Here is a 24,461-nt window from a genome sequence, read left to right on the forward strand (position 1 = left end):
GGCTTTTTTCCCCATATACCTTGAGGTCTTTTATTTTCAGATAAAGCCTTATTTAAAATATGCGTTTCTGAAATAAACCTCACCAGTACCTGGCATGATAACACCTTTTAGGTTTTCATCCTGTACCCATGTATCAGTGTAGAAATAGATTGGGGCAACCGGCATTTCATCAATGAAAATATTCTCTGCTTTTTTCAGCAGCTCTGCACGTTTTGTTTTGTCTGTTTCAGTTTGTGACTGGTTCAGAAGCTTTTTGAATTCTGGATTTTCCCAGCCGGTATCGTTATTTCCTCCGTCTTTGTCACGGAACAACTCAAGGAAGTTAATCGGATCGTTGAAGTCGCCAAGCCAGCCCATACGGCCGACTTGATAATCTTGGCTGTGAAGCTTATCGATATAGACATTCCATTCTGAGTTATCAAGCTCAATATTAACGCCTAAATTTTTCTTCCACATTTCTTGCACTGCTTGAGCGATTTTTGCATGTGCATCATCCGTGTTATAAGATAATTTGATTTTCGGCAGGTCAGATGCCTTGCTTAAGCCCATTTCCTTCAGGCCTTTTTCAAGGTATTCTTTTGCCGTTTTGACATCGTTGTCTTTGAAGTAGCCTTCTTTGTTATCTTCAAATCCTTTCATTGTCGGCGGAACCGCGGCCATAGCCGGGATTTGCTCACCTTGTGTAACGTTTTTAACAATCGATTGGCGGTCAATTGCATATGTTAAAGCTTTACGGATATTTATGTTGTCTAACGGCTTCGCTTCAGTGTTAAATTTGTACCAATACACACCTGCAATCGGCTCAACATGTAAAGAACCGTCTTTTTTCAAGCTAGGCAGAGATTCAGTCGGAAGCTGTCCGAGCGGCATACCGGCCCAATCAAGTTCACCAGCTTGGAATTTTTTCAGTTCCGTATTGTTGTTGTTGATCATAACCATATTGATTTTCTTCAGTTTGACTTTGTCTTTATCCCAGTATTGATCATTCTTTTCAAGATCGATAGATCCGCTGTGTTTCCATGCCGTCATTTTGAATGGTCCGTTTGATACATAATCATCTCCGGCATCTGTGTTCCACTTTTTATTTTTCTCTGCAATTTTTTTGTTAATCGGCATATAAGTATAAAATGCTGTTAATTCAGTGAAGTATGGAGTCGGGTTGTTTAGTTCAACCTTTAATGTCTTATCGTTTTCAGCTTTCACTGCCACATCATCAAGGCTGCCTTTACCGGTATTTGCCGCCTCAGCACCTTTTATGTAGTAGAGCTGGTAAGCGTATTGTGATTCGTTATTAGGATCAAGCGCCCATTTCCATGCATATTCAAAATCTTGCGCTGTGACAGGGTCGCCATTTGACCACTTCGCACCATCACGAATCGTAAACGTATAGGTTTTTCCATCTTTGCTTGTTTCAATTTTAGATGCAGCGCCTTCTTCAGGCTCACCATCTGCATTAATACGTGTCAATCCTTCAAAAGTCTGACGGATAACACCGCCTGATACCGAGTCATTTGCCAATCCCGGATGTAAGGAGAACGGCTCAGTTTTAATATTAATGTTAAGAGTTGTCTTCCCTTTGCTGTCTTTTTTCCCATCACCGTTTGAACCGCTGCCGCCAAAGCCGCATGCGCTCAGTACGAGAGTGAAAATGAGCATTAACGTGACAATCGACCAACGTTTTTTCATATCCACAAACCCCCTAATAATCATTTTTCAGCTCCTTACGGCTAAATCCTCAGAAATATCAGACAAATGAACCTGAATTTGCATAACTTTTATTCTGTTCCGTCTTTTCTGATTATTTTTGTAAAAAAGCTGTAACAATAGAGTGAACAAGTTCATTATAATGAAACAAATTCTTTATTGCAATATTATTTTATCAATTTAAAATTTTTAAACTTCGTTAGTTTTTCTGCCAATAACGCGATATCCTTCTACCGTTTAAAGCATAAATTGATTAAAAACTATTGTAGGAGTTTCCAATCCATATTGCTTTATACATATAATATCTAGCTGTTTAACCGCTGAGAGCAGTTATCATTTGGGCGATTTACGGCTGTTTTTTTATTTATATCATTACAATTTTCATGCAAAAAGAATGTTTTTTCAGGATGACAATTGGTTATAATTGATTTATAATGAAGCAATCAAAAGAAAAGCTTGCTATGAAAAAGAGTAGTACACATTTCACCCGTTTGAAGAGAGTCTGCGGTGCTGGGAGCAGATAACGGGCAATGTGGAATGGACTTTGGAGCAGCTGACCGAACCAAAAAGTAGGCTCAGCCGGAGAAGTCTCCGTTACAAACGCCAGAGTGATTCCATTTTAATGGAATAATCAGGGTGGTACCACGGTTCATTCGTCCCTTTTTTACAGGGGAAGAATGAGCCTTTTTTATTATGTTTTAAGAAATGAGGTTGATTTTCCAATGAAACAGACGATTTTTTCAGGCATCCAGCCGAGCGGTTCCGTTACACTCGGCAACTACATCGGTGCAATGAAGCAGTTTGTCGAACTCCAACATGATTATAACAGCTATTTTTGCATCGTAGACCAGCATGCGATCACAGTTCCTCAGGATCGGCTTCAGCTGAGAAAAAATATCCGCAGTTTGGCGGCGCTTTATCTAGCTGTCGGTCTCGACCCTGAAAAGGCAACGCTGTTTATTCAATCAGAGGTTCCCGCACATGCACAGGCCGGTTGGATGATGCAGTGCGTCGCTTATATCGGCGAGCTTGAGCGAATGACTCAATTTAAGGACAAATCAAATGGAAAAGAAGCAGTTGTCTCGGGCCTGTTAACGTACCCGCCGCTGATGGCTGCAGATATTCTGCTGTACGGAACAGATCTTGTGCCTGTCGGCGAGGATCAAAAGCAGCATCTTGAGCTGACACGAAACCTTGCAGAGCGATTTAACAAAAAATATAACGACATCTTTACGATTCCGGAAGTAAAGATTCCAAAAGTAGGCGCTCGGATCATGTCTCTGACGGACCCGCTGAAGAAAATGAGTAAATCTGATCCGAACCAGAAATCTTTTATTACGTTGCTGGATGAACCAAAGCTGCTTGAAAAGAAAATCAAAAGCGCTGTGACTGATTCTGAAGGTATTGTAAAATTTGATAAAGAAAACAAACCTGGCGTATCCAATCTTCTTACGATCTATTCAATTCTCGGCAATACGACGATTGAAGAACTTGAAGCGAAATACGAAGGAAAAGGCTATGGCGAGTTCAAAGGTGATTTGGCAGAAGTGGTAGTCGGTGCATTGAAGCCAATTCAAGATCGTTATCATGAACTGATTGAATCCGAAGAATTAGACCGGATTCTTGATGAAGGCGCTGAGCGGGCGAACCGGACAGCAAACAAAATGCTCAAAAAAATGGAAAACGCCATGGGTCTTGGCCGAAAAAGACGCTAATCAAAAAACCGCTCTTGCGATTTGCAAAGAGCGGCTTTTTTTAGTTTACCTTTGATTCATTTTCCATTTCCCAGAGCTTCTCGAAAAAAGGCTGTCCTTTGATCAGGTTTTCGCAAAAAGCCAAATGCTTGTCCGACCAGCCTTCAATCGTTTCGTTATACAGCATGTCCCAAATCTCTTCAAAGCTCATCCGTTTGATTTGTTCATACATATGCGGGTTCCACTCTGTGTACCAGTAGCCGATTTCCGCACGGTTTTTCAGCCCTTTTAATTGATCCAGCGCCATAAACATAAGCTGCTTAATTTGCCGCTCTTTTCTCGTTAATCCTCTGACGTGCTCTGGTGCCAATGATAAGATATGATATTCTTTTGAGGACTCCAGCTTCTTCGGCTCAAATTCATACGTTTCCGGCTCTACATCTTTCACCATTTCATACACGAGCTGCTCCTGCCGCGGGATAAGGCGGCTTTTTCTGACAGGGATCGTGTAGCCGATTGTATCAACAGCCAAAATGCCGATTCCGTCTGTCACAACAAAACAATACTCCAGCTTTGTGCGTTCATGATTTTTGCGAATGTACGATTTTTGATGAACCTCTTCAAGCAAATCTTTCGGAAGCTCTGACAAATCATTTTCTATGTAATGAAACAGTACTGACGGCACCCTTAAGAGAGGCACCTGATCCAAAAGCTCAACCGTATCTTCCTTGCGCCATTCATGAAAGTGGCATACATTGTAGCCATTTTCTTCCCCTTCAAACCAATTGACCCACACATCATGAAGAAATAACATCTCTAACCCCTCACTTTATAAAAACTGTTGTCCACAGTATAGGCAAGGTGCAGAGAAATTATTCCAATCATTCTTATAAATCCGCTTCAGCTGCTGAACGCACCGGTTTGCTAGTAGGTTGTTTTGCTCTTTTATCAATTGATAATAATGCTTTGTATCCTCTCATTTTTATCGTCAGTATCGATACCAACACCAGCAGACCGCCTGAGAGAGCCGTTATCAAAACAACACCAAAATACTTTGATAAAAGACCTGCTATAAGAACCCCTGCTATAAGTCCAAAATTTGAAGACATCTGTAATATAGACATTGCACGGCCTCTATATTCAGCTGATGATAACCCAAGAAACAAACTGCTTATTGGCACGTTGAGAAAAGCATTCATCAACCCAATGCCAAACACCCACAAATAAACAGGTATTAAACCACCCCGTTGCTCTAATTGTTCCAACGGGACCACCGCAAGCATCCACAAACCCATTACAACCGTCGTTGCTAAAAGTAAATGCCCAGGCTTTATATATCGCAAAAGAATTGGCCCCATCATCGCGCCTAAAACAGCACCAATACCAGCAGATGCCTCTATCATGCCAAAGTGAAACCCTGGCACTCTAAAGATATGTAGTAACAATGAATTTGAAGTTGTATTAAAAATGCCTGCTGCAAACATCACTTGCGCCAACAACAGGATTAAAAAGGCAAGCGGCGCAGTTTTTATCACTATCTGAATTCCATCTTTAATAGACATAAGCCAATTTACACCTTTAGAGTTAGTTCCTTCTGATTCACCCGATTTTTTTATAATAAAAGCAGTCAATGCGATGAAAAAAGCTGAAATGAAATAAGTAGCGGCGTCAATTAAAAGAAGAGATGAAGGTGATAAAAAAACTAATAAAAGCCCTGCGATACCGGGGCCTGCAATCTGCATAATTGAATATATGCTTTGTGACACAGCCATAGCTTCAGAAATATGTTTTTCACCAACCACAATTGGGACATAAGATGAACGCGCTGGATAAAATAGCGCTGATCCTACGCCTGATAAAAATACTAATATGATTAGTAAAAAAGGATAATGTGCTGAAAACACCATTAGAATTAAAATAAAACAGCGATACAAATCAGCGCAGATCATAACCGTGTGTTTTCTAAAGCGGTCTGCAATTGATCCCCCAATTAAACCGAATAAGATCATAGGAGTGTATTGACAAAAAAGAACTAATCCAATTAATAAAGGATCTTTAGAAGCCGTACCCACTAAATATAAAATAACAACAGTTGTTAATCCATCTCCAAAACGAGAAACAAGCTGAGCCAGACAAAAAGTGAGAAATGAAGGTTTTTTAAGAAGTGAGAGCATCTTTTTTGACCCTACCTTATTATTTTAATAAGAAATCTAACTGCAAAGAGAAAAGTGCGTGCTACTAAATAACACGCACTTCCTGTTTGATGATTTTTAGTCTTCAATGATAATTTTGATTCCTCTCTTCATTTAGTTCACCCCCTTTCAAGTTATTCTTTAGAACAGACAACTAGAATACTAGGAGAATTAATCGTATAATTGCTTGCTTTAAAATCACCATAAACATGCTCAATTCTAAATCCTGTTTGTTCTAATACTTTCTTGATTTCTGTAACGCTATATAATCTCATTGTAACTACATGATGACTTGTTGCATGATTTATGATCCTTGTTTGATTTATTTTTAATGTTCCACTAATTAAATCAAGCGCTCTCCGTTCTAATGCGTAACCAGTTTCATCATTTCCAAACCAAATACGAGGATTAAAATTTTTAATTAAATACTCTCTATTGGCGAGATGCAACAATAGCTTTCCACCAATCTTTAAGCATGAATTCATCGTTTCTAGCATTTTTATGTTTTCTTCATCACTCATATAAACAATAGACGTTTCCATATTAAGGACAACATCATATTTTTGTTTCGGGACAAAGTATCTACCATCTGCTAAAAAAGTAGAAACTTGACCATTTGACTTATTATTTATATGTTGCAGGAAAGTATGATTAATATCCAGGCCGTGAATGTCATAATCATCTTCCCACAGTTTTAGTAAATGTCTCCCATGTCCGCAACAAAAATCCATAATTTTAGGATTTTCAAAATTACTCAATATATTATTTTTAATAAAATTTATTTCATTATCAAGGTCTGTATCAAGTAATTGCGAGTATACTTCTTGATAAGTAGAGTTGAAAAAATCAGTACCTTCATCTGATATAGGTTTCTCTATGGCTCGAATCACTTAATTACACCTCCAATTTTTTTATATAAATGTATTATATTTACTTATATTATATTATCAACCACAGTGAGTTTCAATTACTTTTTTGAATTTTTCTGAATATTTAATATAAGATTCTCTAAATTGATATAATGTTAAGCCTTTTAGGAGGCTATTTATTTAATATTTTTAGGATCCAGAGCATCCCGCAAGCCATCTCCGACAAAGTTAAAGCACAGCACGGTAATTAAAATAAATAGCCCGGGAAATAATGGGTACCACCATGCTTGAATCATCACTGTGAAATTTTGTGCGTCTTGAAGCATATTTCCCCAGCTTGCGATTGGCGGCTGAATCCCGAAGCCTAAGTAGCTCAGCGCGGACTCAGCGAGAATGACTGAGCCTACCTTTAATGTTGCTGACACAATAATCGGTCCTAACGCATTGGGGAGAATATGTGAAAAGATAATTTTGTGCGTCTTCGTTCCGATTGTTTTAGCAGCCAGAACGTATTCCCTTGAACGAAGCGATAGAAACTCTCCTCTTACCAATCGTGCCGTTGTTGTCCAGCCGGTGAGACAGAAAATTAAAATTAGTTTGTCCACGCCAGGCTTGAAAATGGTAACCAGCGTGATCAGCAAGAAAATATCCGGAATAGATAATACAATGTCGACTAAACGCATAATGACAGCGTCGACAATTCCTCTGAAATAACCTGCTAACGCACCTAATACAGTTCCGATTAAAATAGAACCGACTACAGAAGCAAAACCGACCAATAAAGAGACGCGCGCTCCATACAAAATCCGGCTGAAAATATCGCGGCCGAATTTATCCGTTCCCATCAAATGTTCAAGGCCCGGCGCTTTATACTTATCAAGCAGGCTTTGCTGCTCTTGGGGATAAGGTGCAATCAAAGGAGCGAAAACAGCCGACATAACAATGATAAACAGAATGACGGCACCTAGAATGGCCAGCTTGTTTTTCGAGAATTTCTCCCAGAAGATCTTGGACATCGTCTCTGGTTTTTTCGAAATGTTTTCTTTCAGTCTAATCTCCGGCGAGGGAGTGGTTTGCAGCTCTGACATCTCAGTTTCCCTCCTCTTAATATTCGATCCGCGGATCAACAATCGCGTAAAGGATGTCGGCAATGAGGTTTCCGATCACGACAAGCACTGCCGAAATCACGGTCATTGCCATAATAACCGGATAATCACGCTGGAATGCCGAATCGACAAACAGTTTTCCCAGCCCCGGCCAAGTGAAAATCTGCTCTACAACAACCGCTCCGCCGATAAATGAGGGAATCATTAAACCGAAGATCGTAATAACAGGCAATAGCGCATTCCGCAAGCCATGCTTAAATAGCACGCGATTTTCTTTAAAGCCTTTTGATCTGGCTGTTCGGATATAGTCTTGATTTAACACATCAAGCATGTTTGACCTTGTATATCTCGTTAAGCCAGCCATATCTGCCGTAGCTAACACAAATGCAGGTAATAACAAATGATGAATCCGGTCTAATAAGCTAAAATCTGTGTTAAGAGTAGCGACTCCCCCAGTTGGGAACCAGCCGAGGTTCACAGCAAACACCATAATTAAAATCAGACCGAACCAAAAGTTCGGAATGGCTAAACCGATAAATGAAGTAAATGTAATGCCATAATCCAGTTTTGAATAAGGTTTTTTTGCAGAAATCACACCAAATGGGATTGAAATGATCAGCGCCAAAATCGTCGACACCAGCATAAGGAGGAGTGTGTTAGGCAGCCTTGCTATAATCAGCTCTGAAACAGGCGTTCCTTTTCTGATAATGGACGTTCCGAAATCCCCTTGAACCATATTGCCGAGCCATTTTAAATATTGAACGTATTCCGGGTCATTCAGGCCGTATTTTTCAATAAACTGCGCTCTGTCTGCCTGGCTGATGGTAGGGTCCATCATAAGCGTCATCGGGTCTCCGGGAGCCGCTTTCATAATGACAAAAGACAAAATTGTAATTCCTAATAAGATAGGAATCGAAGCTAATGTTCTTCGAATGATATATGTAACCATATTCTTGTCCCCTTTGTGGTTCTTTTTCAATATAGAAGGGGAAGGAAATTCGCTCCCTCCCCTTCAAGGGAAAATTATTGGGCAAGCCACCATTTTTCAATCTGATATAGTTCACGTTTCGGATGATACACATAACCCTCTAAGTTAGCTGGCATCGCCATATGGTTGTTCGGATAATAAAGGAAGGTGTACGGCTGATCTTCAGCAAGCTTTTGGTAAATCTTCTCATAGGCTTTAGAGTATTCCTCACGGTCACTGATCGATTTTGCAGCTTTCAGAAGCTTATCGACCTCTGGATTTTTATACCACATGTTATTTAAGCCTTTTTCAGACTGGCTTGAATGGAAAATATCGTAATGATCCGGGAATGTGGACAGGCTCCAGCCTAATACCATTGCGTCATAGTCCCAATTAGGGGCGCTGGTTTGCTCAACAAGCGCACTCCATTCCACGATTTGCGGCGTTACTTTAATACCGACTTTCTTCAGCTGCTCTTGAACAACAACTGCAATATCTTCACGCACCTTATTTCCTTGGTTCGTTTTCAGGGTGAACTCGAATTTTTTGCCGTCTTTATCTAAGATGCCGTCACCGTCAGTATCTTCCCAGCCGGCTTCTTTCAGCATCTTCTTCGCTTTCTTCACATTGTATTTAAATTTAGGAACTTCTACGCCTTTCGGATAGTTCCAAGAAGCCGGACTTTCCGGGATATAAGCGACCTCTCCGTCGCCATCCAATACAGTTTCAACCATCGTTTCACGGTCTAACGCTGTGGTAAGCGCCTGGCGCACTTTTTTGTCTTTAAAGAGCTCGTTTTTCTCATTCCAGCCGATATATGAGTAGCTCAGCGCCAAGTCTGTTACAACCTTGACATTATTAAACGATTCAGCTGTCTTATAATCAGTTGACGGAACGTTAAAGAAATCAATATCCCCCGCTTGAAGCTGCGCAACCGCAGCATTGGCATCAGGAATGATTTTATACGTGACACTGTCTAAATACGGACGCCCGTCATAGTAATCATCATTGGCAACGAGCTTCACGTATTGTCCATCTTTCCATTCTTTAAATTTGAAAGGTCCTGAGCCGATCGGATTTTTTCTGTTAAATTCATTATCTTCAAGCTGCGCAACAGGTACGTCTTTTAAAATATGCTCCGGAAGAATGCCGTAGCTGTCCAACGTATTGTTATAGAAGTTAGGGTCTTTGTATTTCAGGGTAAATAAAACCTCGTAATCTCCCTTTTTCTCCACTGATTTCAGCATCTCAAAGTTAGAGCCACGCTCACCTTTGTAATCCTTGTTCAGCGGGATGTTAAACGTAAATACTACATCGTCGGCAGTAAGTTCTTCTCCGTCATGGAACTTCACGCCTTTTTTGATTTTCACATCATATTTCAGTCCGCCATCCAGCTCTTTGACACTCTCAGCCAATGACATTTTGACATTTAATTTTTCATCTGTTTTTGTTAAAAAGCTATAAATCATTTGTTCGATATCCGTACTCGATTCATCAGTTGAATATAATGAGTTGAAAAGTGTCGGAGCACCGATTGAACCCACAACCAAATCCCCGCCTTGCTGCGGTTTTCCGTTTGATTTTTTCTCACTGCTGCTGCTCGATTTTGATCCCGAGCAGGCCGATAAAAAGATGGTCATCACCATCAATACACTTAGCATCATCAGTGCGGTTTTACGTCTTTTCATTCAATATTCCCCCTCTTGAAATGGTCGTTCTTCTTAGCTGCTGTTTATGTAGTATGCATACCCCCTCTCAAAGCTGTGCGGGCGACAGTTAGCTATAAAGGTGACAAGCCACAAAATGGCTGGGAGCAGCTTCTTTGAATTCTGGTATTTGTTCCTTGCATATTGGTTTTGCAACGGGACATCTCGTATGGAAAACACAGCCTTTTGGCGGATTGGCCGGGCTGGGCAGTTCTCCTTTCAGGACGATGCGTTCGCGTTTGACAGATCCTTTTTTTCTTGTAACCGGGACAGATGATAAAAGGGCTTGGGTGTATGGGTGGAGCGGATTGTCATATAACTCGTGCTTATCGGTCAGTTCCATCATTTTGCCAAGGTACATTACCCCGACTCTGTCGCTGATATGGCGGACGACACTTAAATCGTGAGAGATAAATAGATACGTCAGATTAAATTCTTCCTGCAATTCTTCCATTAAGTTGATGACCTGGGCCTGAATCGATACATCAAGTGCAGAAACCGGTTCGTCTGCAATGATAAGCTCCGGATTCAGCGTGAGGGCTCTCGCAATGCCGATCCGCTGACGCTGTCCGCCGGAAAATTCATGAGGATAGCGGGAGGCAAACGACGGATGAAGACCTACTCTCGCAAGCAGCTCTTCGACTTTCTCATTTCGTTCTCGCATCGTGTACATATGGTGCGTGTTAAAAGGCTCCTTAATAATAGAACGCAGCGTTTTTCTTGGATTCAGCGAAGCGAATGGGTCTTGAAAGACCATCTGGATATTTTTGCGGACGTTTTTTCGTAAATTCTCCTCTGACAGATTGGAAATATCCTGCCCCTTAAAGAAAATTTGGCCTTCAGTCGGTTTGTACAGCCTGATCATCGTCCGGCCGGCAGTCGATTTTCCGCAGCCCGATTCTCCAACGATTCCGAGTGTTTCTCCTTTTTTTAAGGAAAACGAAACACCGTCCACCGCTTTTACATCACCAACTTTTCTTTGAAAAAAGCCTGAGCGGATCGGGAAATATTTTTTCACGTCCCGAAGTTCTAAAATTGTTTCTTGATTAGCTGCTGTCATGATTGTTCGGCACCTTCTTCCTCATATAAAAAGCATCTCACTGACCTTCCGCTTTTGTGTGTCAAAAGTGAAGGCTGATGGGTCCAGCATTTATCCATGGCTTTTGGGCACCTTGGAGCAAAACGGCACCCCGGCGGCAAATTATCTGGAGTCGGCACGCTGCCTTTAATCGCATTTAATTTATCAATCTCTCCATCTATGACGGGAATCGACATAAGCAGTCCTTCTGTATAAGGATGAAGGGGCTCTAAAAATAACTCATCGACTGAGGCATTTTCTACGACTTGTCCGCAGTACATGACAATCACTCTGTCGGCTGCTTCCGATACGACACCTAAGTCATGTGTAATCAGCAAAATTGACGTATCAAACTTCTGGCAGAGATCCTTCATTAGCTCCAGCACTTGGGCTTGTATCGTCACGTCTAACGCCGTTGTCGGTTCATCGGCAATCAGCAGTTTTGGATTACAGCTGAGCGCGATGGCGATCATTACCCTCTGTCTCATGCCGCCAGATAGACGGTGCGGATATTCCTTCATAATTTGCTCCGCTCTTGAGAACCCAACCATCTTCAAGAGTTCGACGGCTCTTTGATACGCTTCTTTTTTCTTCATGTTTTTATGGTAAATCAGCACTTCGGTAATTTGTTCTCCGATCGTTAACACCGGATTAAGGGAGGTCATTGGTTCTTGAAAGATCATGGATACTTCGTTTCCGCGGATTTTGCAATAGTCATTTTCAGTGAATGAGGTGAGGTCCTTGTCTTCGAGTTTAATCGTACCGTCCATGATTTTCCCGCCTGAGCTCTGGACAAGACCCATAATAGACAATGAAGTAATACTTTTGCCGGAGCCGGATTCGCCTACAAGCGCGACGGTTTCGCCTTTTTTGATGTAGAAATCGACTCCGTCCACCGCAGGGATCGGCTCCTTTTTTCTAAAAAAATAAGTCTTTAAATTATTCACTTCTAAAAGTGTGCTCATGCTAGCTCCCCTTTCCCCCTCTTGTCGCCAAACGTTTTCAAGAGAAAGCAATCCATTTATTCAGAAATAATAAATAATATTGAATTATCGAAAAATTTTATAGTTGTATATTATTACAATCATTTTGCAAAATCAAGAATTTTTTAGGATAAATGTAATATTATTAACGAAATTCCATTATTTTATTCTATTAAAGCGTTGCTTTCAAAAAGGCTTCAGGAGAGATGGAAAGCCCGTCTGCTGTATTGGCTTTGTTCTCTGTTAAATATTTTTTTACAATATTGAATCCGACTGCGTATCCAAGCATTTTCGGCTGGTATCCTTTGCCGTATAAAAGCTGATCGAACAATCGATGTTCCCGTTTGATGTTCAGATGGGGCGCAATCTTTTTTTTGTAAAAAACCTCAAGCTGCAGAGGGGTATACCAGTTGGTCCAGTCAGCCGTTTGACTCTGGCCTAACCTCTCATAAACAGCATATTCTGCCAGCCCCTCCATGATGATTGTATCAAGTAATGTGACGTCTTTTTCCTCTTTTGTCATATGATCTAACCGGCAAACATGATGATATTCATGTGTCATAAGGGCTGAAACCGAGGATAATTCGATATCTGACGAGAGAAAGAGAAACATTTTATCTGGAAAGGCGAGCCCTGATTTTGATCCGAATTCTAAACGGATTCTTCTGTTTCTTTCATCAACCGGCAGTGCTACGATTGGCACGTCAGGTCCTTGCCACTTCTTTTTGAGATACTGCTCCTCTTTTTGTATATGCTGGAAAAGTCCTTTTTCTTTCAGAATGGAAGACGTGCTTATACTCTCTTCTATGTTTTTAAACATTCCGTGATGCTGCAAATGTCTCAAGATGCCTTTCCAGTCAACTTTCTCCGTTCCTGAAAAGTACGGGACAATGTATTGCGCCAGATCATCTATTGAAGCGGCTTTTTCAAACCATTTGTATGTTTGTTCCACGCTCATGCTATCGCCTCCTCTTTTTTATCCTATGCGCACGAAAAAAACCGGCTACCCTTTTAGGGCAGCCGGTTTGGCGTCATGATTACTGATATTTTTTGAAGATTAGCGTTGCATTATGTCCGCCGAATCCCAGTGAGTTGCTGAGAACATAGCTGAGATCCTGTCTGCGTGCTTCACCAGGCACATAATCTAAATCGCATTCTTCGTCAGGCGTTTCAATATTGATTGTTGGCGGGATCATGCCTTCTTTAATGGCAAGGATAGAGAAAATGGCTTCAATACCGCCCGCCGCGCCTAGAAGGTGGCCAGTCATAGATTTTGTAGAGCTTACCGCAAGTTTGTAGGCATGCTCGCCAAAAACAGTCTTAATCGCCATTGTTTCGTATTTGTCATTGTAATACGTGCTTGTGCCGTGTGCATTGATATAGTCAATCTCTTCAGGCGCAATGCCCGCATCTTTAATGGCTTCTTGCATCGCTCTCGCTCCGCCTTCCCCGTCTTGGGCAGGCGCTGTGATATGATAAGCGTCTCCCGTCGAGCCGTAACCGACGATTTCTCCGTAAATTTTAGCGCCGCGTGCAAGTGCGTGCTCAAGTTCCTCAAGAACGATAATTCCCGCACCTTCACCCATGACGAATCCATCACGGTTTTTATCAAACGGACGGCTTGCTGTTTTCGGATCCGGATTTGTAGAAAGCGCTTTGTTGGCACTGAAGCCAGCGAATGACATTCTAGTCAGCGGCGCTTCTGTTCCGCCTGTGATCATAGCGTCTGCATCGCCGCGCTGAATGACTTTAAACGCGTCACCGATAGAGTTTGTCCCTGTTGCACATGCAGTTACCGTACAAGAGTTAACTCCCTTTGCTCCTAAAGCAATAGAAATTTGGCCTGTCGCCATATCAGGAATCATCATCGGCACAAAAAATGGGCTTACCCGTCTTGGGCCTTTTGTTAAGAAGATTTCAAATTGAGACTCAAGCGTTTCAAGTCCTCCGATTCCGGAACCAACCCAAACACCGACTCTCGGCGCGATTTCATCAGTAATTTTAAGACCTGCGTCTTCAACTGCCATTTTCGCAGCGACAACCGCATATTGAGTGAAACGGTCCATTTTTCTTGCTTCTTTTTTGTCCATGTAATCTTCAACATTAAAGTCTTTTAATTCAGCGGCTACTTTAGCCGGATATTCTTCAGCATCAACACGAGTGATCGGACCAATTCCGGACACACCGTTGATTGCGTTATTCCAACTTGTATCAACATCGTTGCCAAGCGGAGACAATGCTCCGAGTCCTGTAACAACTACTCTTTTTTTACTCATCTTGTGTGCACCTCACCTTTTTTTATCGGCCCCAGCGGATTGCAATGGCGCCCCAAGTTAATCCTCCGCCGAATCCTACCATGACGATCACATCGCCATCTTTGATTTTACCGGCTTCCAATTCTTCTACGAGAGAAATAGGAATGGATGCGGCAGAAGTGTTTCCATATTTATGAACAGTTTTAGACATCTTTTCGACAGGAAGCTCTAAACGCTCACGTGCAGCTTCCATGATGCGGATGTTCGCCTGATGCGGAATCAAAAAGTCGACGTCCTCTTTTGAGAGCCCTGCTTTTTCAATGACGTTTACGCATGATTCACCCATTTGGCGGACCGCAAATTTGAAAACTTCACGTCCATTCATGATTGTATGTCCTTTTTCATTCAGATACAAGTGCTGACCGCCTGTGCCGTCTGCTCCTAGTTCAAATGAAAGAATTCCTCTGTCATCTCTGACTGGCCCGACTACCGCAGCGCCCGCTCCGTCACCAAACAGAACGGCTGTGTTGCGGTCTTCCCAGTCTGTAATGCTTGAGAGCTTTTCTACACCGACAACAAGGACATGCTTATAGGTTCCAGATTCAATAAATTGTTTACCGGTTACAACCCCGTACATAAAGCCTGCACAAGCCGCGCTGATATCCATGGCACATGCTTTCTTTGCGCCGAGCTGCTCTTGAATCATACAAGAAACTGTAGGAAATGACTGATCAGGTGTGACAGTCGCAACGAGAATCATATCGAGATCCTCAGCGGACACTTCAGCTTGTTCCAGCGCTTTTTTCGCTGCTGCAACAGCCATATGTGATGAATATACGTCATCTGCGGCAATTCTTCTTTCTTCTATTCCTGTTCTTGTACGAATCCACTCGTCAGAAGTTTCAACCATTTTTTCTAAATCATGATTTGTTAAAACCTTCTCAGGGATATAACGTCCAACTCCAAGTATTCCAGCTTTCATAAGGGAAGACTCCTTTATATAGTTAATTTAAGATCAATCAGGTTATGATCAATTATTAGTATCAGGTACTAATTCTATCCTATTTTTTTTCACATGGCAATATATTCGTCTAAACTATCAGTTCAACTTACTCATAGAGTATGGTATATGGAAAAGGAGGCGTATGCAGGTGGATGTGTTTTCCAAAATGATGTTCGGCGATAACGCCAAACAAAAAACAGAAAAAGAAGAAGTGCAGGAGGAGGAGGTTTCCCCGACAAACGAAGAAGAGACGATTGATTACATGTATATCATGAACCAAATCGGTTCGATTATGAACTCTCTCGATCAAATCAAGCCCGCTCTGAAGGAGCTCGCACCTATGGTATCCGCTATTAAAAAGAAAATCATGTGAAAAGCCACTTTCGAGAAAGTGGCTTCTTCTTATTCGGTTTCAGATTTCGCGTCGGATTTACCCAGCTCGTAGGCTTCCGCCATTACCGTTGTAAATAAATTCATAAACGGCTGAATGGCCTCCATCGACAGCTCTATTCCCGATTTTTCTAGCTGCTCTTTCGCCTCAGGCAGATATTTCATTGCAATTTGCAAAAACTCCAGTGATTTTTCGTGCTGCATGTGACGTCACTCCATTACTCGTTTTTTGGCAGTTCGCCAGTTTTGTTATACGTTTTGACCAGTTTGGCGATTTTTTTCTGAAAGGCTTTGTCCACAAGCGGACTGAAGGTTCCCATTTCGACAACTCGGCTTTTCAGATCGTAATAGTGATCGCCGCCTTTTAAAGTGCCTTTGTCGAATTGTTCAGCTACAATTTCATAGGCCTTGTCCACATTTTGCACCGTGCTGGTTAACACGGTGTTCTCGCCAAGATCGGATTGATCTGTGACATAGCCGATCGCATATAGGCCGTCTTTTTTGATTTGCTGAATGACAGGAACATTATACCCATCTCCGGCAGGATACACAACATCCGCGCCTTCGTTCTTCATTTTTTGATAAAGGTTAACCGCAGTCGAATCATCATCCCAGTGATCCGTATATTTTGTATTCACTTCTATATTAGGATTTTCATACTTAGCCCCTTTTATAAAGCCGTCAACTTCTGGCTGCCATGTAAAAGAAGCGATAACTCCGACCTGATTGGTTTTTGACATATGGGCAGCGGTCATTCCCCCGAAAAAGCCGATTGCTTCCCCGCTGAGATGGACGCTTGTGACATTATCCGCTTTTGCTTTTGCATTTGAAATCACAAACTGCATATCCGGATAGTCTTCACTGACCAAGTTAAATACTTCTTCAAACTCACTTCCATGGCCAAAGAGGAGATTGACGCCGCGCTTATGAAAATCTTCAATCGCATTTATAATATCTTCATCTGTTTTTACGCCTTCTTTATAGTAGACGTCCACATTGTATTTAGACTGTATATTCAGTAATCCTTTATACCCTTTTGTGCCCCATACGAGGTCATTAATCGTATCAGGAAAGAGCATGCCGACCTTCTCAATTTTTCCTTTAAACGGAGTTTGTCCACATCCGCTTAATAAAAGGAGGACAGAAAAGATCATGACAAGCCTTGTGATCAAGTCATGTTCAACTCCTTTTGACAAGCTATAACATGTATTAAAATGATATGTTTATTGTATCTAGAAAACTCGAAACATGGAAGGTTTTTCTTAATATTTGTCGAAAATTGATGGAAATTGTCTTTTCCACTCGAGAATTTTTGTTTTCGCTTCATCTCTGGAGGTTTTCTTAGTGATTTGCAAATCAAAAATGGTTCTTTTGCCGGGATCACGGCCGGGTTCTAGCAGGAATCTCAACAGCTCGTCAGCTACATCTTCTGTATAAAAGCCCTCTTCCTCCTGTTCTTCTTTCCACGGCCCATACATTTTCGGAAGAATCACCGCATTTTCTGAACCTGTCTTTTCACATTTCTCCCACTCTTTTCGGTCTTGTTCATATACCAAAACATAAGCTGATTTATATTGATCCAAAGGCAAAAAGCCGCCGCCATATTGGATACAAATTGTATCATATAATTGATCCTCAATGTGCTCAAGCTTCCGAAAGTGCTCATTTCTCCCAAGCCACATAAGTCTTTCCTCTAAGTACATTTGTCTGCTTTCATCATCTGTTTCAGCCAAAACGACATCGACGTATATGCCCTCATCCATCATTCGCTCACATAAAGAAAGGCCGAAAAATTCATCCGCCCCTACAATCAGCGTTGATTTCATTTCATCTGCCGCCCTTCCGGTTTTTCATTTTATCCAAAGCAAAACAGCCTCCGCAAAAGAGAAGGCTATTGTTATTGTATTCTTTATAGCTCTTTTTCATGACTGTGAAAGAATTTGCAGATTGATGCATAGATCCTGCTTGGGTGCTCAAATAAATGAAACGTTATGTCAACCGGACAGCCTTGTTTTCGCTGCTGCATTTCCTTAAATACCTCCGCATGCAGGCTGTACGGATACGGAGATCCGGTCATCCTCTGCCATATATGAACCGGTACGCTGCTCGGATAGGTTTCGATTGTTTTATAACGAAGTGAAGCCGCTTCTTTTTCGGGGATTTCGTAGCTTTCCGATACTTCTTTCAAAAATTGCTTATAGAAAAATTTATTTTCTTTTTCTGATTCATAATGTGCCTGAAGATCGAGACAAGGATTCAACATCGCGGCTGATCGGATATGATCCGGGGAAAAACGAAGCAGTTCATCGGCCACGAGAGCGCCCATTCCTTCTGCTAATATATGAATCTTCGGATTGAGTATTTCCTGCTTCAACACGAAATGTATCAGCTGCTTGGCATAGGTGACCGCTTTTTCCGCGCCCCAGTGCCTTCCGAACAGATTGCTGTTAAAAATGGTATAGCCTTCGTCCCTCAGCATATTTAAAAGCTGATTTCTGCCGTAATGCTGAAGCCAAAAGCTCGAATCATTACCGACAAAGTGGGTTCTGTCTCCGAGGACAAAGATACCAAAGCCGTTCGGACGATAGGGCAGATGAATCACGTTATGCTCCGTTCCCAATTGAAAATACCTTTCCGTTATTCCCATCGCTTGCCCGCCTCCTTTCACACTTCATCTCACGCTATCTTATGTAAAAAGAAAAGAAACGAATAAGGTAAAGTCCTAGCCTTTCTATGTTTTGGCTATTATACCAATTGACGATATTTATTTTTTATATTTTACCATTAAAAATGTGACGAATCAGACTCTTTTGTCACCTCACATTCTTCTAAAATTAGATTCCCCCTTGGCTTTATGTATGGTATGATAACTTCTAGAATAGAATGAGAAGGACGAGGTGGAAACGTGCGATTTATTATTGCTTTTATTTGGACGTTCCTTTTATCGCATATGGCATGCTATTTGATTGCCAGCATGAACAGTGTAGCGTATAACTTCACAACATCATCCGTAATTGCTGTCGTTTTATATGTGCTGATCATGGCGCTAGCAGCAATCATGCCTATGAACAACAATGCCAGCCAGCATTAATAAGCCAAAAACCCAAAACATGTATTGTTTTGGGTTTTTTCGTGATCACGGTTTTCTTTTATACGTCCACAGGCGGTTGTGATTAGATGTTTCAGGAAACATCTCTCCTGCTGACAGATGGACCTTTTGCGGGTTTTTGACCATACTCCCCGTCTCACCGATTTCTACGTAAACGCCGTTGTTGGGCGCTTTCTGCCCGGGCCGGAATTGATGCTGCTGTCCCACTGTTTTTCCTCCTTTTCCTTTTTCGTGTAGTATGCGCCTAAGCGGGTGTGAATATGTTTCCATAAAAAAACTGCTGAGAGCCGGCTCAGCAGTTTTTTCGGTTATTCTACGTTGTATAGGATCGCCTTTAACAGCGCTTTTTGCACATGGAGGCGGTTTTCGGCCTGCTGGAATACAGCGGAATTCGGACCGTCAATAATCTCCGCCGTCACTTCTTCTTCACGGTGTGCAGGAAGACAGTGCAAAAATGTATAGTCAGGTTTAGCATGGCTGACAAGCGATGCATTCACCTGGTAAGGCGAAAAGACTGCGAGACGCTCTTGCTCTTCCGCTTCCTGTCCCATGCTAGTGAATACATCTGAATAAATGACGTCCGCATTTTTTACGGCTTCAATCGGATCAGCTGTAAGTGTAATGGAAGCACCTGATTGAAGGGCCGCTGCCTTGGCTGCTTCCACCGCTTCGTCTAACACTTCGTATCCCTCAGGTGAAGCAATCGAAATATCACAGCCCATTTTTGCGCAGCCGATCATCAGGGAGTGCGCCACATTATTTCCGTCACCGATATATGCGACTTTCACACCTTTGAGATCGCCTTTGATTTCCTTGATCGTCAATAGATCCGCAAGCGCCTGGCAAGGATGATATTTATCGGTAAGCCCGTTGATAACTGGAATATCAGCGTGTTCAGCAAGCTCCTCCACCTTTTCATGCTCGAAGGTGCGGATCATGATTGCATCTACATAGCCCGAGAGCACTTTTGCCGTATCAGCCACCGTTTCACCGCGGCCCAGCTGCAGATCTTTCTGGCTTAAAAAGAGGGCATTTCCGCCAAGCTGGGCCATCCCGGCTTCAAATGAAACACGAGTCCGCGTGGATGATTTTTCAAAAATCATCGCAAGGGTTTTGCCTTGAAAAATAGACTGAATTTTGTTTTGTTTCAGTTCACTGGCTTCAGCAAGCAACGCGCTGATATCCTGTTCACTGAGATCTTTTAGCGTTAATAGGTCTTTTCCGAATAGACTGGTTTGCGTTTCTCCCATATTCACTGTGTGCATGATGCCACTTCCTTTTTATAAAGATCTCTGAGGGAAACAGGGTGCGGACTGCCTGATCCGCTTTGCAAAAACGCACGTACGGTTTCCTCTTCAGTAAAGACGGTAATGCCGTGTGTCATGGCTTCCAGACGCTCTTTGCGTGCTTCTTCAGAGCCGTTTAAATTGATATGAAGAGCTTTTTCATCCTGTTCCATCCATGAGGCGAATGTACCTTCATGAACCGTAAAACCGGCGTTTTCCGCTAATGTCTTCAAATCTTCGGGTCCGTTTTGCAAATAAATGCTTCCTTTTTGATTCCAAACACGCGTGTAGATTTTTTTCAAGGCGCTGTCGGCGTCGTATGCAACACACATGCCTTCTCCCGTCGATTTCATTTCCGGTCCAAGCTTCACATCTACATCTTGAATCGCATGTGTTGAAAAGACCGGGAACTTTACAGCAACACCGTGGTGATTTTGAACTGCCGGGTTTACATCTTTTAGAGATGCCCCCGCCAGAAGCCTTGTGGCGAGCGGAATCATCGGAACGCCCATGACTTTGCTGACAACCGGAACTGTACGGCTCGCTCTCGGATTCACTTCAAGGACGAGAATGTTTTCGTTATCGATCACAAATTGGATGTTCATTATGCCTTTAAACGAAAGCTTTCGGGCAATTTTTTGTGCAGCATCTTTCATTCCTTGCTGCAATTTGTTTGTGACGGAAGGCCCCGGGAGAACGGCAAAGCTGTCCCCTGAGTGGACGCCCGCCCGCTCAATATGTTCGGTATATGTCGGGATAAAGACTTCTTCACCGTCGGAAATCAAATCAATTTCGACTTCTTTTCCTGACACGTACTGATCAATTAAAATGGGGTACGGCATGCTGTCTTCTCCGTCCAGCAGCTGAGATAGCGCAGCTTCCGAGTCAACGATAATCATACCCATCCCGCCAATGACATAAGAAGGACGGATTAATACCGGATAGCCGATGCCGTTAGCTTTCTCTGCAGCCTCTTCTTTTGTATAGGCAATTTCTCCTTTAGCATGCTGCAATCCGAGTTCATCAAGAAGCTGATAAAATTGATCGCGATCCTCTAACACGTCAAGCGTTTCAAACGATGTGCCGAGAAGCGTGATTCCGGCTTTTTCGAGCGCTTCAGCAGCATTGATCGCGGTTTGGCCGCCGAACTGCACGATCGCAAAGTCAATGCTTTCCTGCTCCGCCACGTTTAATATGTGCTCCGTTGTCAGCGGTTCAAAATACAGGCGATCCGCAATTTCATAATCTGTGCTCACGGTTTCCGGGTTGTTGTTAATCATAATGGTTTCGAACCCAAGCTTTTGCAGTGTTAACACCCCATGAACAGCACTGTAATCGAATTCAACGCCCTGGCCGATGCGGATCGGTCCTGAGCCGATAATCAGCGCGCGTTTTTTCTCTTTGCGGCTGATGTCTCCATCGGTTTCTCCGAAATAAGTGGAGTAAAAATAATTGGTTTTCGCATCAAACTCAGCTGCGCAAGTATCAACAATTTTGAAGGAAGGCGTAATCCCCTTTTCTTTGCGAAGAGCGCGTACCTCTTCCTCAGTCTTGCCGATAAGCGAGGCAATCGTTGCATCTGAAAACCCTTTTTCCTTTGCCTTTTTTAATAAATCAAAAGAGAGGTCGCTCCCCGCTTCCATGATCTGATTTTCCAGCTTGATGATATTGTTAAAGGTATGAAGGAAAAACGGGTCGATTTTTGTTTTTGCATGGATTTCTTCTATCGATATACTTCGGCTTAACAGCTCCATCACAACGAAAAATCTTCGATCGTCAGGTGTGATTGCCAGCTCCCAGAGCGCTTCAATTGATAAGCCGCCGAGCTCGGGCAGATGCGTGCCGACGGTTTTCAGCTCAAGGGAGGCTGCCGCCTTTTGGATAGCCGCTTCTATATTACGTTCAATCGCCATCACTTCTCCGGTGGCTTTCATTTTCGTGCCGAGCTTGCGGTCCGCGTTTTTGAATTTATCAAACGGCCAGCGCGGAAACTTGACGATGACATAGTCCAATGCCGGTTCAAAGCTCGCATAAGTGGAGCCTGTAAGCGGGTTTTTTAATTCGTCAAGCGTGTATCCAACCGCCAATTTCGCAGCCATTTTCGCAATGGGATAACCTGTTGCTTTTGACGCGAGAGCAGATGAACGGCTCACACGCGGATTCACTTCTATGACGTAGTATTGCTTGCTGAACGGATCAAGCGCAAACTGAATGTTGCAGCCGCCTACGACATCAAGTGCCGAAATGATCGTCAGACTTGCCGTCCGGAGCATTTGATAGTCTTCATCAGTTAAGGTTTGTGAAGGCGCCACTACGATCGAATCGCCTGTATGCACACCGACAGGATCGATGTTTTCCATATTACAGACGGTAATGCATGTGTTGTTGCTGTCACGCATCACTTCATATTCAATTTCTTTAAAGCCGGCAATGCTCTTTTCTACCAGACATTGATTGATCGGGCTAGCCAAAAGGGCTTGCTTGATCATGGCGGTAAATGCTTCTTTCGTAGGCGCGATGCCCCCGCCTTTTCCGCCTAACGTGTAAGCAGGGCGGATAATGACCGGAAAGCCGATCGATTCCGCAAAGCGAATGGCGTCGGTTTCGTTATCGACAATTTCGCTCTCTGGAACTGGCTGATTCAGCTCGTTCATTAAAGAACGAAATTTCTCCCGATCCTCTCCTTTTTGGATTGTATCCACGGATGTACCTAGAAGTTTGACGCCGTGCGCCTTTAGGATACCCGCCTCTTCAAGTTCAACCGCTAGATTCAGTGCAGTCTGACCGCCTAAATTGGCCAAAAGTCCGTCGGGCTTTTCTTTCTTAATAATGTCTGTTAAGCTTTCCGCCGTCAGCGGTTCAAAATAAATGTCATCCGCGAAAGCTTCATCGGTCATAATTGTGGCCGGGTTGTTGTTGACGAGAATAACCCGATAGCCTTCTTCCTTGAGCGCGATGCACCCTTGAGTGCCTGAATAATCAAATTCTGCCGCCTGGCCGATGATAATCGGGCCTGAGCCGATTACTAATATGCTTGAAATACTGGTGTCTTTAGGCATGGGCGATTTCTCTCCTTGCTGGTATCACATTCTTTAAATAATCATCAAAAATCCATTCGCTTTCCGCCGGTCCGGGATGGGCTTCCGGATGGAATTGCACACTCATGACTGGCAGCTTTTTATGGGAAAGCCCTTCAACTGACGTGTCATTGACATGGTGGAATCTGATCGTCAGCTCTTCTTGGTTGATGGATTTTTCATCAACCACATAGCTGTGATTTTGGCTGGTCATGAAAACCCGCTTCGTTTCACGGTCGATGACCGGATGGTTTGCGCCTCTGTGTCCGAACGGCAGCTTAAACGTATTTCCGCCAAAAGCGAGCGCAATCAGCTGATGGCCGAGACATATGCCGAGCGTCGGAAAACGGCTGACGATGTTTTTGATTTGTTCCATATACGGTGTAATGGCTTTCGGATCTCCAGGTCCGTTGGATAACACGACACCGTCCGGCTTTATGCCGTAAACAGTTTCCATTTGCTGATACGGTATAACGGTGACCTTGCAGCCTCGTTTCACGAGTGATGATGCAATTGATTTTTTATAGCCAAAGTCAATGAGAGCGATATGTTTATTTCCTTCGCCCATTGTGCTGATGTCCTGTGCTGCCGCCTGTTCTGCGACGTTCTCAGGCTGCAGAGCAATTTCAGCCGCTTCTTTAGAGGCAGTGACAGACGCCCCCATCGTTCCGTTCGCACGGATTTTTTTGACGACAGCCCTCGTATCGACATGGGATAAAAGCGGGATGTTCCATTTTTTCAGATATTCCTTAAGGCTGTATACCGCTTCATGATGAGAAAAATGATCGCATGCCTCGTAGACAACAGCGGCTTTCACTTGCGGTTTCTTGCTTTCAAAATCCTTTTCATTAATGCCATAGTTGCCAATTAGCGGGTAGGTAAATACGATAATCTGTCCCTTATATGATGGATCTGTCAGCACTTCCTGGTAGCCTGTCATTCCTGTAAAAAAAACAGCTTCTCCCGTGCAGTTTTCATGACCGTCCAGTTCGCCGCTGAACGCTGTTCCATCTTCTAACACTAAATAACCTTCCATCTAACA

At 42.8% G+C, this 24,461-nt stretch carries 22 protein-coding genes, 1 pseudogene and 1 other annotated feature; of the genes and pseudogenes, 3 read left to right on the forward strand and 20 right to left on the reverse strand.

From position 1 onward, the window contains the following. Positions 1 to 48: 48 nt before the first annotated feature. Entirely contained in the window at positions 49 to 1,686 is a 1,638-nt protein-coding gene (oppA, locus tag V6D42_RS08770) for an oligopeptide ABC transporter substrate-binding protein OppA (RefSeq protein ID WP_010333742.1), read from the reverse strand. A gap of 470 nt (positions 1,687 to 2,156) precedes the next feature. Then, positions 2,157 to 2,368, forward strand: a binding site (T-box leader). 58 nt (positions 2,369 to 2,426) lie between these two features. Here oppA and trpS point away from each other — a divergent pair. Then, entirely contained in the window at positions 2,427 to 3,419 is a 993-nt protein-coding gene (gene trpS, locus V6D42_RS08775) for a tryptophan--tRNA ligase (RefSeq protein ID WP_326194312.1), read from the forward strand. Positions 3,420 to 3,459: 40 nt separating this feature from the next. Here trpS and V6D42_RS08780 read toward each other — a convergent pair whose 3' ends face one another. The 11 genes from V6D42_RS08780 to fabH all read right to left on the reverse strand — a co-directional run bounded on the left by V6D42_RS08780 (position 3,460) and on the right by fabH (position 15,536). After that, complete coding sequence (locus V6D42_RS08780) at positions 3,460 to 4,212, reverse strand: YjbA family protein (protein ID WP_029441208.1); 753 nt, start codon at positions 4,210 to 4,212, stop codon at positions 3,460 to 3,462. Between the two features lie 73 nt (positions 4,213 to 4,285). Further along, the gene (locus V6D42_RS08785) at positions 4,286 to 5,572 is read right to left on the reverse strand and encodes an MFS transporter (RefSeq protein ID WP_333512954.1); all 1,287 of its coding nucleotides are present in this window, start codon (positions 5,570 to 5,572) and stop codon (positions 4,286 to 4,288) included. Between the two features lie 152 nt (positions 5,573 to 5,724). After that, positions 5,725 to 6,480 (reverse strand): SAM-dependent methyltransferase, encoded by a 756-nt coding sequence (locus V6D42_RS08790; RefSeq protein WP_326191986.1) that lies wholly within the window; start codon positions 6,478 to 6,480, stop codon positions 5,725 to 5,727. A 155-nt stretch (positions 6,481 to 6,635) separates the two neighbouring features. Further along, positions 6,636 to 7,547 carry an oligopeptide ABC transporter permease AppC gene (gene appC, locus V6D42_RS08795; RefSeq protein ID WP_333512955.1) on the reverse strand — a complete coding sequence of 304 codons (912 nt, stop codon included), beginning with the start codon at positions 7,545 to 7,547 and terminating at the stop codon, positions 6,636 to 6,638. Positions 7,548 to 7,563: 16 nt separating this feature from the next. After that, positions 7,564 to 8,514, reverse strand: coding sequence for an ABC transporter permease (locus V6D42_RS08800; RefSeq protein ID WP_010333738.1), 951 nt, complete (start codon positions 8,512 to 8,514; stop codon positions 7,564 to 7,566). A gap of 74 nt (positions 8,515 to 8,588) precedes the next feature. Beyond that, on the reverse strand, positions 8,589 to 10,220 hold the full coding sequence (locus tag V6D42_RS08805) for a peptide-binding protein (RefSeq protein ID WP_333512956.1): 1,632 nt from the start codon (positions 10,218 to 10,220) through the stop codon (positions 8,589 to 8,591). 88 nt (positions 10,221 to 10,308) lie between these two features. Beyond that, positions 10,309 to 11,298, reverse strand: a complete 990-nt coding sequence (gene appF / locus V6D42_RS08810) for an oligopeptide ABC transporter ATP-binding protein AppF (protein ID WP_029441207.1) — start codon at positions 11,296 to 11,298, stop codon at positions 10,309 to 10,311. After that, positions 11,295 to 12,281, reverse strand: coding sequence for an oligopeptide ABC transporter ATP-binding protein AppD (gene appD / locus V6D42_RS08815; protein WP_010333735.1), 987 nt, complete (start codon positions 12,279 to 12,281; stop codon positions 11,295 to 11,297). Before appD ends, appF begins: the two co-directional genes overlap by 4 nt. 190 nt (positions 12,282 to 12,471) lie before the next feature. After that, a complete protein-coding gene (locus V6D42_RS08820; protein ID WP_333512957.1) occupies positions 12,472 to 13,257 on the reverse strand; it encodes a DUF2268 domain-containing protein in 786 nt (261 codons plus the stop codon). Positions 13,258 to 13,336: 79 nt separating this feature from the next. Beyond that, on the reverse strand, positions 13,337 to 14,575 hold the full coding sequence (fabF, locus tag V6D42_RS08825) for a beta-ketoacyl-ACP synthase II (protein ID WP_106022352.1): 1,239 nt from the start codon (positions 14,573 to 14,575) through the stop codon (positions 13,337 to 13,339). Between the two features lie 22 nt (positions 14,576 to 14,597). Further along, positions 14,598 to 15,536, reverse strand: coding sequence for a beta-ketoacyl-ACP synthase III (gene fabH, locus V6D42_RS08830; protein WP_333512958.1), 939 nt, complete (start codon positions 15,534 to 15,536; stop codon positions 14,598 to 14,600). Between the two features lie 163 nt (positions 15,537 to 15,699). Here fabH and V6D42_RS08835 point away from each other — a divergent pair, with 163 nt between their 5' ends. Beyond that, the gene (locus tag V6D42_RS08835) at positions 15,700 to 15,930 is read left to right on the forward strand and encodes a hypothetical protein (protein ID WP_081638273.1); all 231 of its coding nucleotides are present in this window, start codon (positions 15,700 to 15,702) and stop codon (positions 15,928 to 15,930) included. Between the two features lie 29 nt (positions 15,931 to 15,959). Here V6D42_RS08835 and comZ read toward each other — a convergent pair whose 3' ends face one another. The 4 genes from comZ to V6D42_RS08855 all read right to left on the reverse strand — a co-directional run bounded on the left by comZ (position 15,960) and on the right by V6D42_RS08855 (position 18,594). Continuing rightward, positions 15,960 to 16,151, reverse strand: a complete 192-nt coding sequence (comZ, locus tag V6D42_RS08840) for a ComG operon transcriptional repressor ComZ (RefSeq protein WP_003224559.1) — start codon at positions 16,149 to 16,151, stop codon at positions 15,960 to 15,962. A gap of 14 nt (positions 16,152 to 16,165) precedes the next feature. Then, entirely contained in the window at positions 16,166 to 17,119 is a 954-nt protein-coding gene (locus V6D42_RS08845; protein WP_333512960.1) for a BMP family ABC transporter substrate-binding protein, read from the reverse strand. A 90-nt stretch (positions 17,120 to 17,209) separates the two neighbouring features. Next, on the reverse strand, positions 17,210 to 17,773 hold the full coding sequence (locus V6D42_RS08850) for a hypothetical protein (RefSeq protein ID WP_333512961.1): 564 nt from the start codon (positions 17,771 to 17,773) through the stop codon (positions 17,210 to 17,212). 83 nt (positions 17,774 to 17,856) lie between these two features. Beyond that, entirely contained in the window at positions 17,857 to 18,594 is a 738-nt protein-coding gene (locus V6D42_RS08855; protein WP_168747414.1) for a hypothetical protein, read from the reverse strand. Between the two features lie 258 nt (positions 18,595 to 18,852). Between V6D42_RS08855 and V6D42_RS08860 the strand changes: the two genes are divergently transcribed. Further along, positions 18,853 to 19,038, forward strand: a complete 186-nt coding sequence (locus tag V6D42_RS08860; protein ID WP_010333727.1) for a YjzD family protein — start codon at positions 18,853 to 18,855, stop codon at positions 19,036 to 19,038. A 45-nt stretch (positions 19,039 to 19,083) separates the two neighbouring features. On the opposite strand, the gene V6D42_RS08865 is transcribed toward V6D42_RS08860, so the two are convergent. The 4 genes and pseudogenes from V6D42_RS08865 to V6D42_RS08880 all read right to left on the reverse strand — a co-directional run bounded on the left by V6D42_RS08865 (position 19,084) and on the right by V6D42_RS08880 (position 24,455). Further along, positions 19,084 to 19,263, reverse strand: a complete 180-nt coding sequence (locus V6D42_RS08865; protein WP_003245356.1) for a YjzC family protein — start codon at positions 19,261 to 19,263, stop codon at positions 19,084 to 19,086. A gap of 85 nt (positions 19,264 to 19,348) precedes the next feature. Then, positions 19,349 to 20,321, reverse strand: a pseudogene (gene argF / locus V6D42_RS08870) (ornithine carbamoyltransferase). Then, the gene (locus V6D42_RS08875; RefSeq protein WP_333512963.1) at positions 20,309 to 23,401 is read right to left on the reverse strand and encodes a carbamoyl phosphate synthase large subunit; all 3,093 of its coding nucleotides are present in this window, start codon (positions 23,399 to 23,401) and stop codon (positions 20,309 to 20,311) included. Before V6D42_RS08875 ends, argF begins: the two are co-directional and overlap by 13 nt. Beyond that, entirely contained in the window at positions 23,394 to 24,455 is a 1,062-nt protein-coding gene (locus V6D42_RS08880) for a carbamoyl phosphate synthase small subunit (protein ID WP_333512964.1), read from the reverse strand. The genes V6D42_RS08875 and V6D42_RS08880 overlap by 8 nt, the downstream gene beginning before the upstream one ends. Positions 24,456 to 24,461 lie beyond the last annotated feature (6 nt).

The sequence above is a fragment of the Bacillus sp. 0909A genome (genome assembly GCF_036765115.1).
GTDB classification, from domain to species: domain Bacteria; phylum Bacillota; class Bacilli; order Bacillales; family Bacillaceae; genus Bacillus; species Bacillus mojavensis.

Bases quoted from the DNA above. Each gene is read 5' to 3' on its own strand.
- V6D42_RS08850 (WP_333512961.1), bottom strand. From the start codon at position 17,773: ATGAAATCAACGCTGATTGTAGGGGCGGATGAATTTTTCGGCCTTTCT.
- V6D42_RS08820 (WP_333512957.1), bottom strand. From the start codon at position 13,257: ATGAGCGTGGAACAAACATACAAATGGTTTGAAAAAGCCGCTTCAATA.
- V6D42_RS08880 (WP_333512964.1), bottom strand. From the start codon at position 24,455: ATGGAAGGTTATTTAGTGTTAGAAGATGGAACAGCGTTCAGCGGCGAA.
- V6D42_RS08835 (WP_081638273.1), top strand. From the start codon at position 15,700: ATGCAGGTGGATGTGTTTTCCAAAATGATGTTCGGCGATAACGCCAAA.
- V6D42_RS08805 (WP_333512956.1), bottom strand. From the start codon at position 10,220: ATGAAAAGACGTAAAACCGCACTGATGATGCTAAGTGTATTGATGGTG.
- comZ (WP_003224559.1), bottom strand. From the start codon at position 16,151: ATGCAGCACGAAAAATCACTGGAGTTTTTGCAAATTGCAATGAAATAT.
- appC (WP_333512955.1), bottom strand. From the start codon at position 7,547: ATGTCAGAGCTGCAAACCACTCCCTCGCCGGAGATTAGACTGAAAGAA.
- V6D42_RS08800 (WP_010333738.1), bottom strand. From the start codon at position 8,514: ATGGTTACATATATCATTCGAAGAACATTAGCTTCGATTCCTATCTTA.
- V6D42_RS08855 (WP_168747414.1), bottom strand. From the start codon at position 18,594: ATGGGAATAACGGAAAGGTATTTTCAATTGGGAACGGAGCATAACGTG.
- V6D42_RS08780 (WP_029441208.1), bottom strand. From the start codon at position 4,212: ATGTTATTTCTTCATGATGTGTGGGTCAATTGGTTTGAAGGGGAAGAA.
- fabH (WP_333512958.1), bottom strand. From the start codon at position 15,536: ATGAAAGCTGGAATACTTGGAGTTGGACGTTATATCCCTGAGAAGGTT.
- V6D42_RS08875 (WP_333512963.1), bottom strand. From the start codon at position 23,401: ATGCCTAAAGACACCAGTATTTCAAGCATATTAGTAATCGGCTCAGGC.
- V6D42_RS08785 (WP_333512954.1), bottom strand. From the start codon at position 5,572: ATGCTCTCACTTCTTAAAAAACCTTCATTTCTCACTTTTTGTCTGGCT.
- oppA (WP_010333742.1), bottom strand. From the start codon at position 1,686: ATGAAAAAACGTTGGTCGATTGTCACGTTAATGCTCATTTTCACTCTC.
- trpS (WP_326194312.1), top strand. From the start codon at position 2,427: ATGAAACAGACGATTTTTTCAGGCATCCAGCCGAGCGGTTCCGTTACA.
- appF (WP_029441207.1), bottom strand. From the start codon at position 11,298: ATGACAGCAGCTAATCAAGAAACAATTTTAGAACTTCGGGACGTGAAA.
- appD (WP_010333735.1), bottom strand. From the start codon at position 12,281: ATGAGCACACTTTTAGAAGTGAATAATTTAAAGACTTATTTTTTTAGA.
- fabF (WP_106022352.1), bottom strand. From the start codon at position 14,575: ATGAGTAAAAAAAGAGTAGTTGTTACAGGACTCGGAGCATTGTCTCCG.